Source organism: Pseudomonas sp. (assembly GCF_035554175.1).
Classification (GTDB): Bacteria; Pseudomonadota; Gammaproteobacteria; order Pseudomonadales; family Pseudomonadaceae; genus Aquipseudomonas.
Map to the genome: position 1 here is coordinate 126,120 of NZ_DATMIV010000056.1, position 12,600 is coordinate 138,719.

Annotated in this window: 10 protein-coding genes; 2 read left to right on the plus strand and 8 right to left on the minus strand. The window is 60.2% G+C overall.

The features are described 5' to 3' along the window. Nucleotides 1-49 precede the first annotated feature (49 nt). The 8 genes from VNV36_RS25460 to VNV36_RS25495 form a co-directional block, all read right to left on the minus strand. Nucleotides 50-1,408, minus strand: coding sequence for an 8-oxoguanine deaminase (locus VNV36_RS25460; protein ID WP_325721792.1), 1,359 nt, complete (start codon nt 1,406-1,408; stop codon nt 50-52). 252 nt (nt 1,409-1,660) lie between these two features. After that, nucleotides 1,661-2,347 (minus strand): SDR family oxidoreductase, encoded by a 687-nt coding sequence (locus tag VNV36_RS25465; RefSeq protein WP_325721794.1) that lies wholly within the window; start codon nt 2,345-2,347, stop codon nt 1,661-1,663. A 279-nt stretch (nt 2,348-2,626) separates the two neighbouring features. After that, nucleotides 2,627-3,553: an ABC transporter permease gene (locus tag VNV36_RS25470; protein WP_325721796.1), complete on the minus strand. Its 927-nt coding sequence runs from the start codon at nt 3,551-3,553 to the stop codon at nt 2,627-2,629. Continuing rightward, a complete protein-coding gene (locus VNV36_RS25475) occupies nt 3,553-4,659 on the minus strand; it encodes an ABC transporter permease (RefSeq protein ID WP_325721798.1) in 1,107 nt (368 codons plus the stop codon). Before VNV36_RS25475 ends, VNV36_RS25470 begins: the two co-directional genes overlap by 1 nt. A 13-nt stretch (nt 4,660-4,672) precedes the next feature. Continuing rightward, complete coding sequence (locus tag VNV36_RS25480) at nt 4,673-6,220, minus strand: ABC transporter ATP-binding protein (RefSeq protein WP_325721800.1); 1,548 nt, start codon at nt 6,218-6,220, stop codon at nt 4,673-4,675. 607 nt (nt 6,221-6,827) lie between these two features. Continuing rightward, nucleotides 6,828-7,409: an IMPACT family protein gene (locus VNV36_RS25485; RefSeq protein WP_325721802.1), complete on the minus strand. Its 582-nt coding sequence runs from the start codon at nt 7,407-7,409 to the stop codon at nt 6,828-6,830. A gap of 7 nt (nt 7,410-7,416) precedes the next feature. Beyond that, nucleotides 7,417-8,067 (minus strand): TetR/AcrR family transcriptional regulator, encoded by a 651-nt coding sequence (locus tag VNV36_RS25490; protein WP_325721804.1) that lies wholly within the window; start codon nt 8,065-8,067, stop codon nt 7,417-7,419. 130 nt (nt 8,068-8,197) lie between these two features. Then, entirely contained in the window at nt 8,198-9,118 is a 921-nt protein-coding gene (locus VNV36_RS25495) for a LysR family transcriptional regulator (RefSeq protein WP_325721806.1), read from the minus strand. A gap of 136 nt (nt 9,119-9,254) precedes the next feature. Between VNV36_RS25495 and aptA the strand changes: the two genes are divergently transcribed. Both aptA and VNV36_RS25505 read left to right on the plus strand, forming a co-directional pair. Further along, nucleotides 9,255-10,604, plus strand: a complete 1,350-nt coding sequence (gene aptA / locus VNV36_RS25500) for an omega-aminotransferase AptA (RefSeq protein WP_325721808.1) — start codon at nt 9,255-9,257, stop codon at nt 10,602-10,604. Between the two features lie 76 nt (nt 10,605-10,680). Next, complete coding sequence (locus tag VNV36_RS25505) at nt 10,681-12,174, plus strand: CoA-acylating methylmalonate-semialdehyde dehydrogenase (protein WP_123471151.1); 1,494 nt, start codon at nt 10,681-10,683, stop codon at nt 12,172-12,174. Nucleotides 12,175-12,600: the final 426 nt, after the last annotated feature.

A 12,600-nucleotide genomic window follows, 5' to 3' on the forward strand; every position in this document is an offset into this window, starting at 1 on the left:
ATCAAAAGATCGCAGCCTTCGGCAGCTCCTACAGGGGGATGTTGTTGGATCAGGTGCCGGCGATCAACTGCCGCGCCGCCTGGCTGTGATCGGCAATCAGGCCTTTCAGATCCAGCCCTTCAACCTGGCCGTCGACCACTCGCCATTTGCCGGCAACCATCACTCGATCCGCGCGGTCGGCGCCGCACAGCAGCAGCGCGGAAATCGGATCGTGGCTGCCAGAGAAGCGCAGTTCGTCGAGTTTGAACAGCGCCAGATCCGCCTGCTTGCCCACCGCGATTTCACCGATGTCGGTGCGCCCCAGCAGGCTCGCCGAACCTTTGGTCGCCCAGCCCAGCACGCGTTCCGGGGTGATCTTTTCGGCGCCGTAACGCAGGCGCTGGATGTACAGAGCCTGACGCGCTTCGAGGATCATATTCGAGGCATCGTTGGACGCCGAACCGTCCACGCCAAGGCCAAACAGCGCACCGGCGTCGGTCAGCTCGATGCTCGGGCAGATCCCCGACGCCAAGCGCATGTTCGAGCTTGGGCAATGGCAGATGCCGGTGCCGGCCTGGCCGAGGCGGGCGATTTCGTCAGGATTGAAATGGATGCCGTGTGCCAGCCAGGTGCGCGGCCCGAGCCAGCCGACGCTGTCCAGATAATCGACAGTGCGCAGACCGAAGCGCTGCAGGCAGAAGTCTTCTTCATCGAGGGTTTCCGCCAGGTGCGTGTGCAGGCGCACATCGAGCTTGTTGGCCAGATCAGCGCTGGCCGCCATGATTTCCGGGGTCACCGAGAACGGCGAGCACGGTGCCAGCGCAATCTGGATCTGCGCGCCTTCGCCACGCTCGTGGTACTCGTGAATCAGCCGCTGACTGTCGTCGAGAATCACCTGACCTTCTTGCACAGTCTGCTGCGGAGGCAGGCCGCCGTCCTTTTCGCCGAGGCTCATCGAGCCGCGAGTGAGCATGGCGCGCATGCCCAGTTCACGCACCGTTTCGACTTGCACATCGATAGCGTTTTCCAGACCGTCCGGGAACAGATAGTGATGGTCGGCAGCGGTGGTGCAACCGGACAGAAGCAATTCGGCCAGCGCCACTTTGGTAGCGAGGGCGAGTTTTTCCGGGGTGAGGCGTGCCCATACCGGGTACAGGGTTTTCAGCCACGGGAACAGCGGTTGGTTGACCACCGGCGCCCAGGCGCGGGTCAGGGTCTGATAGAAATGATGGTGGGTGTTGATCAGCCCCGGCAGGATCACATGTTCGCGGGCATCGAACACTTCATTGCACGGCGTCGACGGCTGCTGGCCGGCAGCGAGCACTTCGACGATCACACCGTCTTGCAGCACCAGTCCGCCACGGGCGTCGAGCGCGTTGGCCGTGAAGATGGCGAGGGGATTTTTTAACCAGGTACGGGTCGCAGGCATTGTGGCCGGCTCCTCTGAAAGTTGGGTTCAGGGTTGCCAGCTCAGTGTTGCCCTGTCTGCTGATCCAGGGTCGCCGCGAAGGACGAGGCGCGCAGTTTCAAACAAAACGCCCCATCGGGCAAGCCCAACCCGACCGGACACCACGGTCCCGTGTAGGAGCTGCCGAAGGCTGCGATCTTTTGATCTTGATCTTGATCTTGAAAATCAAAAGATCGCAGCCTTCGGCAGCTCCTACACAGGAGATTCGTAGACTTACCAGGGAATGGTTTCACCCTTGTAGTTGACGAAGTGATGCCCGCCCTTGCCGGTAAACGCATTCACCTGATCGATCAGCCCGCGGGTGCTGGTCTCGACGTCGAGATCGGCGCCTTCACCGCCCATGTCGGTCTTCACCCAGCCTGGATGCAGCGACAGTACGGTCAGTTTCCGCTCGCCCAATTGCGTGACAAAACTGTTGGTCATCGAATTCAGCGCTGCCTTGCTCGCCTTGTACAGCGCCAGTTCCGGCGCATCGGGCATGGTCACGCTGCCGAGCACCGAACTCATGAACGCCAGCACTCCGCTGCCGTCGCGGATCTGCCCGACGAAACGCTGCGCCAGATTGATCGGCGCCACGGCGTTGGTGAAAAACAATTGGCCGACCTCGGCCAGCGTCGCGCCCCCCGGCGTCTGTACATCCGGGCCTTTGACCCCGGCGTTGACGAACAACAGATCGAAGGTTTCGCCCTTGAGCTTCTGACTCAGGGCGATCACCGCTTGCTGATCGTCCATGTCGAGCTTCTCGATGCGCACGTCACCCAGCGCTTGCAACGCCTCGGCCTTCTGCGGATTGCGCACGGTGGCGGTTACTCGCCAGCCGTCGCCCAGCAGGGTCTTCACCAGCCCGAGGCCCAAGCCCCGGGAGGCGCCGATGATCAATGCGTTTTTTGCCTGAGACATGATGGGGTTTCCTTGAAAGTCAGCGTTCAGGATTCAATGGACAGGCCTGACCGAAGCGCAGTTGCAGCTCTTGGCGAAAAACAGGCTTTGACGCCCGGAGCATACTCCAGGCTTGCTGAATTTCTCGAGATTGCTTCATCGGAAATAGCTGTGGGGCGTGGTCCATGTGTTGCCTTTGCGGACGCTTTCACGAGCAGGCTCGCTCCCACAGGGGATCTGGGTTAACCCGGTCAAATGTGGGAGCGAGCCTGCTCGCGAAGAGGCCCGCTCTGACAACGATTAATGTCCAGATTGCCACGGCTGCCCCAACGAAACCGGCGCATACAACCTTGTGCGCACGGCATCGCGAGACAACAACACCAGCACCACAATCGTTGCGACGTACGGCAGCATCGCCAGCAGGCTCGAAGGAATCGCCAGCCCCAAGCCCTGCGCCACCAGATGCAGGATGCTGGCGAGGCCAAACAGATACGCGCCGAGCAACAACCGCCATACTCGCCAACTGGCAAACACCACCAGCGCCAGCGCAATCCAGCCGCGTCCGGCGGTCATGTTTTCTGCCCACATCGGTGTGTACGCCAGCGACAGATATGCCCCGGCCAGTCCTGCCATTGCGCCGCCGAACAGCACCGCCAGGGTGCGCACGGTCAACACCGGCAGACCCATGGCGCTGGCCGCATTCGGGTTTTCACCGACCGCTTGGATGATCAGCCCGACACGACTCTTGACGATCAGCCACGCCACCAGCGCAAACAGCGCGAACGACAGGTACACCAGCAGATCCTGGGCAAACAGCATTCGCCCGATCAGCGGTATTTCACTCAAGTACGGAATCGCCAAAGGCTCGAAACCCGCCAGCGGTTTACCGACCCAGGCCGCGCCGACAAAGGTCGAAAGCCCGACGCCGAAAATCGTCAGGGCCAGCCCGGTGGCCACTTGATTGGCAGTGAACACCAGCGCAACCAGGGCAAACAACGATGACAGCAGCATGCCGGCGAGCATCGCCAACAGCACGGCCAGCCAAAGGTTGCCGCTGTTGAAGGCGACGATAAAACCGATCACCGCACCGAACAGCATCATGCCTTCCTGCCCGAGGTTGAGGACGCCGCTCTTCTCGCAGATCAGTTCACCCAGTGCCACCAGCAGTAGCGGCGTGCCGCAGCGGATCATGGCGTAAAAAATATTGCTCAACAGATCGATATCCATCACAGCGCTCCGGCGGTTACGACAGGGGGCGAGGCGCGCCGGGTCCAGCGCAGTTTCAGGCGTGGCCGATAGAGAATCAGCACGTCACAGGCGAGCAGGAAAAACAGCATCATCCCTTGGAACAACTGAGTGATCGCCTGCGGCAGATTGAGCGACATTTGCGCACTTTCGCCACCGATGTACAGCAGCGCCATCAGCAGACTGGAGAAGAGAATGCCAAGTGGATTGAGGCGTCCGAGAAACGCCACGGTGATCGCCGCGTAGCCGTAGCCCGGCGACACCTGCGGCACCAATTGGCCGATCGGCCCGGTCACTTCGCAAACCCCGGCCAGCCCAGCCAATCCGCCGCTGATCAACAAGGCCAGCCAGATCAGACGTTTCTCGCGAAAGCCGACAAAACCCGCCGCGCGCTTGTCCAGCCCGAGCACTTTGATCTGAAAACCGATAAAGCTTTTCTGCAACAACACCCACACCGCGACCAGCGCGAGCAGGGCGAAATACACCCCGGCATGCACCCGGCCGTCTTCCAGCAGCAGCGGCAAACGACTGGCGTCGCCGAACATCGCTGACTCGGGGAAGTTGAACCCGGCCGGATCCTTCAACGGCCCGTGCACGCAAAACAGCAGCAGGTTCAACGCGATGTAATTGAGCATGATGCTGGTGAGGATTTCGTTGGCGTTGAAGCGCGTGCGCAGCCACGCGGTCAGCCCGGCCCATGCGGCGCCGGCGAAGGTGCCGGTCAGCAGAATCAGCACCAGCGCCCAGCGACTCTGCATATCGATAACGTTCACTGCCAAAGCACTGCCGGCCAGGGCGCCGAGGAGCAACTGGCCTTCGGCGCCGATGTTCCAGATCCGCGCCTGATAGGCCACGGCCAGTCCCAGTGCGCAGAGCAGAATCGGCAATGCCTTGACCAGTAACTCGGACACGCCATACACGTCGCTGACCGGCGCGATCAACAGCGTGTGCAGGGTTTGCAGCGGATCGTGGCCCAGAGCGAGGAACAGCAGCGAGCCGCAACCCAAGGTCAGCGTCGCCGCCAATAACGGCGAGCACCACAGCATCAGGCGCGATTGCTGGCCACGGGGTTCGAGAGAAAGCAGCATGGTTGAAACTCCGTTAAATCGAGGCGGCGCAAGGTGAGTGATCGAACTGGCCGGCCATCCACGCGCCGACATCGCTCAGTTGCGTATCGAAGGTGTCATGCAGCGCCGACAGGCGGCCGCCACACAGGGCGCCGAGGCGATCGCTGATCTGGAACAGTTCATCGAGGTCTTCGGAAATCACCAGGATCGCCGCGCCGGCATCGCGCAGCGCGATCAAGGCGCGGTGGATGGTCGCAGCGGCACCGACGTCGACGCCCCAGGTCGGGTGCGCGGCGACCAGCAATTTCGGTTGCTGGAGGATTTCCCGGCCGAGAATGAATTTCTGCAGATTGCCGCCGGACAGGTCGCGCGCGGCAGTTTGCGTATCCGGGGTTTTCACGCCGAAGCGCTGGATGATCCGTTGGGCGAGTGACTCGACGTTGCCACGTTGGATCAGCCCGTGGCTGACCAGTCCTTGCTGGAAAGCAGTCAGCAGGGCGTTATCGGCCAGACTCAATTGCGGAACCGCGCCGTGGCCGAGCCGCTCGGCCGGCACGAACGCCAGGCCCAGTTTGCGCCGCGCATCCGGGCGCAAATCAGCGACGTTCCGCTCTGCAAAGCGAATGGTCGCGGCTTCGGCCCGAGGCAAAATCTGTTCGCCGCTGAGCAGGGCCAGCAACTCATCCTGACCATTGCCCGCGACTCCGGCGACGCCGACGATTTCGCCGCTGCGCACATGTACATTGATGTCGTGCAGCGAGCAGCCAAACGGGTCGGGATTGTGCCAACTCAAACCGCTCACCCGCAGAAACGCCGCGCCACCGCTGACCTTTGGATATTCACCAATCAATGCCGCCGCTTCGCCGACCATCAGTTGCGCCAGTTGCTGATCCGAACATTCGGCCGGCACGCACTGCCCGGCAACCCGACCGCCGCGTAGCACCGTGGCGTTGTGGCACAGGGCGCGCACTTCACCGAGCTTGTGGCTGATAAACAGAATGCTGCAGCCCTCGGCGGCCAGGCGACGCAGGGTGGTGAACAATTCGTCAGCCTCTTGCGGCGTCAGCACCGAGGTCGGCTCATCGAGAATCAACAGGCGAATGTCCTGCATCAGGCAACGAATGATTTCCACCCGTTGCCGCTCGCCGATCGACAGGCTGTGGACAAGTCGTTCCGGCTCCAGCGCCATGCCATAACGCCGCGATACTTCGCGAATCTTCGGCTCCAGTTGCTGCGGCGTGCCGGCCGCCGCGCCCATCGCCAGGGCAATGTTCTGCGCGACGCTGAGGGTTTCGAACAGCGAGAAATGCTGGAACACCATGCCGATGCCCAACTGCCGAGCCTGCGCGGGGTTGCGCATATGCACCCGCTGACCTTGCCAAAGTATTTCACCGCCGTCGCACTGAGTGACGCCGTAGATGATCTTCATCAGCGTGCTTTTACCCGCACCGTTTTCACCCAGCAGGGCATGGATCTCACCCGGTGCGATGCTCAGGTCAACGGCGTCGTTGGCCAGGCATCCGGGGTAGCGTTTGCTGATCTGGCGCAATTGCAGGCGCGGCGGGAAAGGGGCGAAGGACATGACAGGCTCGACCGATGTGGAGTTATGCCTGTGGATAAAGCAAATTCCTGGCCATTGAGTCAGGAACACTGGCCAGCGCTTGCCGTAATTGGCGATAGCAGAGCATCTGCGCCAGATTCGAGCGCTTTACGAGCACCAATTCAGCGCAAAGCCGTTGATCACGCTCCGGTTTTGCCCGAACAAGATTGGTTAAAAAATGAGCAATCGCTTGGGGGCTAGGCAGATTCAGCGACTGCGGCGGTCATGAACGGCTTATCCACAGGTTGCTCCACAGTAATTGTGCGCAAGCGATGACGTCGGGCATAAGCGCTCCTGTGCTTTCTTCTAATGGTGATAAACACTGCTAACTGATTGTTTTATCGTCGGATTTTCTTTTCGTCGGATCAGTTGAACGAAAAGTGAACAAATCTCGCAAACCCGCATTACAGAAGGGTTACAGCAGTATGTGCTCAGGTTATCCACAGCCGGGTGCACAGCAGATGTGGGCAAGTCGTGGTTTTATGAAAGTACGAGTGATGCTCTAAAAGATCGCAGCCTTCGGCAGCTCCTACGGGGGAACGCATTTCAACTGTAGGAGCTGCCGAAGGCTGCGATCTTTTGATCTTCTTCAACGCTGCAACAAAATCCGTCCACGACTCAAATCAGCAAGTTGCGTTTGCAAGATCTCAATCTGCGCATCCCCCAGCGCCAACTTCAACTCAACCCCATTGGCCGTGAAGTTTTCCTCCACCACCAACCCACCCAGATCCGCCACGCGCAACTTCACCAGCGCCAACTCGGCAAATGCGCAGGCGCAGCTCAGCGGTACCCGGCTGATCAGCTCGATTTTCTGCGCCGCCTGCAGACACTTGTTCGCGCCGCCGCCATAGGCCCGGGCCAAACCGCCAGTCCCCAGTTGAATGCCGCCGTACCAGCGGATCACCAGTATCGCGACCTGATCGCAGTCCTGCGCTTCGATCGCCGCCAGAATAGGGCGTCCTGCGGTGCCGCCCGGCTCGCCGTCATCATTGCTGCGATATTGCGCGCCGCATTTCCACGCCCAGCAATTGTGCGTGGCATTCAAATCGCTGTGCTGCTCGAAAAACGCCTGCGCGTCGGCGGGGCTGCTGATCGGCGTAGCCAGGGTGATAAAGCGGCTTTTGCGAATCTCTTCGCGGTACTCGCAAAAACCGCTGAGGGTGAAAGGCATAAACGTCTTATAGAGAAGGAGTGAGGCCGCAGCCTTTGAGAATGATGCGGATCAGATTGTTGCCGGCGTCTTCCATGTCCTGTTTGCTCAACTTGCTGCGCCCGGTGACGCGGCAGATCTGTGTGGCGAAGTCGGCATAGTGCTGGGTGCTGCCCCACAGCAGGAAGATCAGGTGCACCGGATCGACCGGATCCATTTTGCCTGCATCGATCCACGCTTGAAACACCGCCGCCCGCCCGGTGAACCAGGCGCGGTAATCCTGGTTGAAATACTCGCTCAGGCATTCACCGCCGCTGATCACCTCCATCGCGAAGATCCGCGACGCCTGGGGCCGGCGCCGGGAAAACTCCATCTTGGCGCGTATGTAGCGGGTCAACGCTTCGGCCGGATCATCCTCGGCAGTGAGGGTATTAAAGGTGCTGTCCCACAACTCGATGATGTTGCTCAGTACTGCCACGTACAAACCGAGTTTGTTGGTGAAGTAATAATGCAGGTTGGCCTTGGGCAGCCCGGCATGCTGCGCGATGGTGTTCATGCTGGTGCCTTTGAACCCGTGACGGGCGAACTCGTCTTCGGCGGCTTTGAGGATGGTCTCTTCGTTCTTCTGACGAATGCGGCTGGCGGGTTTGCCGCCGTGGGCTGGGACTTCAAAGGTCATAGGCACTTCCGGGATTGTCTGTGGGTGCAATCAGGTGCGTTGATAGCGCACCCACAGGCATCCGGCAAGTCCTTGCGCGATAAAACCGTTACGCCTGTTCAATCGTGTTCAGCGGGTCTTTGCCGGTGTTTCAACGCGTCGCCGCCAGACTCTCCAAAAAGCTCTCCAACACCAAATGAGGCCGGCGTCCCTTGCGGGTGACCGATGCCAGACTCAAATCGTAGAAACGCGTGCCGGCCTTGAGTGCACGCAAGCGCCCTTGCTGCACCCACAGGCTGGCGTAGTGATCCGGCAGATAACCGATGTAGCGCCCGGTCAGAATCAGAAACGCCATGCCCTCACGGTCAGAGGCACTGGCCGTGCAATTGAGTGCCTGGTAGTGCGCCTGAATGTCCGCGGGCAAGCGAAAGGTCGGCGCAATCGCGTCCTGACTGTCGAGGCGTTGATCATCGAGCTGGTTGTCGTCGACATAAAACAGCGGGTGGCCGACGGCGCAGTACAGCAGCGAACGTTCGCTGTACAACGGCTGGTATTCCAGACCGGACAACGCGCTCGCCTGCGGCACCACGCCAACATGCAAACGCCCGTCGAGCACGCCTTGTTCGACCTCGTTCGGCGCAATCATGCGGATCTGGATCTGCACATCCGGCCCGCGTTCCTTCAACTGGGCGAGGGCGTGGGTGATGCGCATATGGGGCAGGGTGACGAGGTTGTCGGTCAGGCCGATGATCAACTCGCCCCTAAGGTGTTGGTGCAGGCCGTTGACCTCGGTGCGGAAGCTTTCCAGCGCACTCAGAAGCTGCAGCGCCGATTGATACACCTCTCGACCTTCCTCGGTCAGGGAAAACCCGGCCCGGCCACGCTGGCACAGGCGCAAACCGAGGCGCTGTTCCAGATCGCTCATCTGCTGGCTGATCGCCGAGCGCCCGATGCCGAGCACGGTTTCCGCTGCGGAGAAGCCGCCACACTCCACGACGCTGCGAAAAATCCGCAGCAGGCGAATATCAAAATCGCTGACCTGGGCCAGTGGATCGGCACGCCGGCTGCTCATTTTTGCTCTCTTTGTTTAGCCAGGTTCTAACTGAAGGTTAGAAGAGTTGAATTTCACCGACTTTATCGCCGTGGCAATTTAGCTGCAACAACGCTTTCCATCTCCCTGACGCTTATGCCCTGCGAGGTTTTGCCCGATGAACATGCCTGAAAACGCGCCGTCGCCACTGGCCAGCCAACTGAAGCTGGACGCGCACTGGATGCCGTACACCGCCAACCGCAACTTCCAGCGCGATCCGCGTCTGATCGTCGGCGCCGAAGGCAGTTGGCTGTTCGATGACAAGGGCCGCAAGATCTACGACTCGCTGTCCGGTCTGTGGACCTGTGGCGCAGGGCACACCCGCAAGGAAATTCAGGAAGCGGTTTCGAAACAACTGGGCACCCTCGATTACTCGCCAGGCTTCCAGTACGGCCATCCTTTGTCTTTCAAGCTGGCTGAGAAAATCACCGAGCTGACTCCGGGTAATCTGAACCATGTGTTCTTTACCGATTCCGGCTCCGAGTGCGCCGATACTGCGGTGAAAATGGTGCGTGCCTACTGGCGTCTGAAAGGTCAGGCGACCAAGACCAAAATGATCGGCCGCGCCCGTGGCTATCACGGCGTGAACATTGCCGGTACCAGCCTCGGTGGCGTCAACGGCAACCGCAAACTGTTCGGTCAGGCGATGATGGATGTCGATCATCTGCCGCACACGCTGCTGGCGAGCAATGCCTTTTCCCGGGGCATGCCGGAGCAGGGCGGTATCGCCCTGGCCGACGAGTTGCTGAAGTTGATCGAGCTGCACGACGCCTCCAACATCGCCGCCGTGTTCGTTGAACCGATGGCCGGGTCCGCCGGCGTACTGGTTCCGCCCCAGGGTTACCTCAAGCGTCTGCGCGAGATCTGCGATCAACACAACATCCTGCTGGTGTTCGACGAGGTGATCACCGGGTTCGGCCGTACCGGTTCGATGTTCGGCGCCGACAGCTTCGGCGTGACCCCGGACCTGATGTGCATCGCCAAGCAAGTCACCAACGGTGCGATTCCGATGGGCGCAGTGATTGCCAGCTCCGAGATCTACCAGACCTTCATGAACCAGCCGACGCCGGAGTACGCGGTGGAATTCCCCCACGGCTACACCTATTCGGCGCACCCCGTGGCCTGTGCAGCAGGCCTGGCGGCACTCGACCTGCTGCAAAAGGAAAACCTGGTGCAGAGCGTCGCTGAAGTCGCGCCGCACTTCGAAAACGCACTGCACGGTCTGAAAGGTTCGAAGAATGTCATCGACATCCGCAACTACGGTCTGGCCGGTGCGATCCAGATTGCCGGGCGTGACGGTGATGCCATCGTGCGTCCGTTCGAAGCGGGCATGGCTTTGTGGAAAGCCGGGTTCTACGTGCGCTTTGGCGGCGACACCCTGCAGTTCGGCCCAACCTTCAACAGCAAACCGCAAGACCTCGATCGTCTGTTCGACGCGGTCGGCGAAGTGCTGAACAAGCTCGACTGATTTTTACCTCTATATATATGTGCAAACAGCAGGCGCCTCTTGTGGGGGCCTGCGCACCAGAATTCAGGAGTGTTCGATGAGCGTTATCCCGCATTTGATCAATGGCGAACTGGTGACCGAGAACGGGCGCGCGGTGGATGTGTTCAACCCGTCTACCGGCCAGGCGATCCATAAGCTGCCATTGGCCAGCCAGGCAACCATTCAGAAAGCCATCGATGCCGCCAAGGCCGCGTTCCCGGCGTGGCGCAATACACCGCCGGCCAAACGCGCCCAGGTGATGTTCCGCTTCAAGCAACTGCTGGAGCAGAACGAAGCACGCATCTCGCAATTGATCAGCGAGGAGCACGGCAAGACCCTGGAAGACGCCGCCGGTGAACTCAAGCGCGGTATCGAGAACGTCGAGTTCGCCTGCGCCGCCCCGGAAATCCTCAAGGGTGAGTACAGCCGCAACGTCGGCCCGAACATCGATGCCTGGTCGGACTTCCAGCCGCTGGGGATTGTGGCGGGTATTACCCCGTTCAACTTCCCGGCCATGGTGCCGCTGTGGATGTATCCGCTGGCGATCGTCTGCGGCAACTGCTTCATTCTCAAGCCATCCGAGCGTGATCCAAGCTCGACGCTGCTGATCGCCCAGTTGCTGCTGGAAGCTGGCTTGCCGAAAGGTGTGATGAGCGTGGTCCACGGTGACAAGACAGCCGTGGACGCGCTGATCGAAGCGCCGGAAATCAAAGCGCTGAGTTTCGTGGGTTCCACACCGATAGCCGAATACATCTACGCCGAAGGCACCAAGCGCGGCAAACGCGTGCAGGCACTGGGCGGCGCGAAAAACCACGCGGTGCTGATGCCGGATGCCGATCTCGACAACGCGGTCAGCGCACTGATGGGCGCGGCTTATGGTTCGTGCGGCGAGCGCTGCATGGCGATTTCGGTGGCGGTGTGTGTCGGCGATCAAGTGGCCGATGCACTGGTGGCGAAACTGGTTCCGCAGATCAAGGCGCTGAAAATCGGTGCGGGTACTTCGTGCGGTCTGGACATGGGGCCGCTGGTTACCGGTCAGGCGCGGGACAAGGTCAGCGGTTACGTGGATGACGGCGTGGCAGCAGGCGCTACGCTGGTGGTCGACGGTCGCGGGCTGAGCGTGGCTGGACATGAAGAGGGCTTCTTCCTCGGTGGCTGCCTGTTCGACAACGTCACCCCGCAGATGCGCATCTATAAAGAAGAAATCTTCGGGCCGGTATTGTGCGTCGTTCGAGTGAACAGCCTGGAAGAGGCGATGCAACTGATCAACGATCACGAATACGGCAACGGCACCTGCATTTTCACCCGTGACGGGGAAGCGGCGCGGCTGTTCTGTGACGAGATCGAAGTTGGCATGGTCGGCGTCAACGTGCCACTGCCGGTGCCAGTGGCTTATCACAGCTTCGGCGGCTGGAAGCGTTCGCTGTTTGGCGACTTGCATGCGTATGGCCCGGATGGCGTGCGCTTCTATACCCGTCGCAAGGCGATCACCCAGCGCTGGCCACAGCGTGCGAGCCATGAGGCCTCGCAGTTTGCATTCCCTAGCTTATAAGTAGCAGGGTGTGCATAACGCCGACCTTTCAGGTCGGCCTTCGCGTTTTCGGGGCTTTTTTGACCGATATGACAGAAATATGAAAATAGGTGTTGACGGCAGATTCCAGAGGTCTATAATTCGCCCCACTTCCGGCGCAGTCGAAACGGAAAACTCCTTGAGATTCAACGAGTTAAGCGATTTTCGACAGCGACTTGCTTCAGGTCATCGAAGCCTGGAAGGAGTTGAAAGAGTGGCGATGTGTGGCTCTTTTAACGGTTCGATCCTCTCGGTCGAAAGCGGAGAAAAAGAGGTGTTGACAGCAGCGCTTAACGCTGTAGAATTCGCCTCCCGCTAACGAGAGATCGGAAGCGCAAGTGGTTGAAGTTGTTGAAGAATTCTTCGAAAACTTCTGAAAATAATCACTTGACAGCAAATGAGGCTGCT

Bases quoted from the DNA above. Each gene is read 5' to 3' on its own strand.
- VNV36_RS25460 (WP_325721792.1), bottom strand. From the start codon at position 1,408: ATGCCTGCGACCCGTACCTGGTTAAAAAATCCCCTCGCCATCTTCACG.
- VNV36_RS25465 (WP_325721794.1), bottom strand. From the start codon at position 2,347: ATGTCTCAGGCAAAAAACGCATTGATCATCGGCGCCTCCCGGGGCTTG.
- VNV36_RS25470 (WP_325721796.1), bottom strand. From the start codon at position 3,553: ATGGATATCGATCTGTTGAGCAATATTTTTTACGCCATGATCCGCTGC.
- VNV36_RS25475 (WP_325721798.1), bottom strand. From the start codon at position 4,659: ATGCTGCTTTCTCTCGAACCCCGTGGCCAGCAATCGCGCCTGATGCTG.
- VNV36_RS25480 (WP_325721800.1), bottom strand. From the start codon at position 6,220: ATGTCCTTCGCCCCTTTCCCGCCGCGCCTGCAATTGCGCCAGATCAGC.
- VNV36_RS25485 (WP_325721802.1), bottom strand. From the start codon at position 7,409: ATGCCTTTCACCCTCAGCGGTTTTTGCGAGTACCGCGAAGAGATTCGC.
- VNV36_RS25490 (WP_325721804.1), bottom strand. From the start codon at position 8,067: ATGACCTTTGAAGTCCCAGCCCACGGCGGCAAACCCGCCAGCCGCATT.
- VNV36_RS25495 (WP_325721806.1), bottom strand. From the start codon at position 9,118: ATGAGCAGCCGGCGTGCCGATCCACTGGCCCAGGTCAGCGATTTTGAT.
- aptA (WP_325721808.1), top strand. From the start codon at position 9,255: ATGAACATGCCTGAAAACGCGCCGTCGCCACTGGCCAGCCAACTGAAG.
- VNV36_RS25505 (WP_123471151.1), top strand. From the start codon at position 10,681: ATGAGCGTTATCCCGCATTTGATCAATGGCGAACTGGTGACCGAGAAC.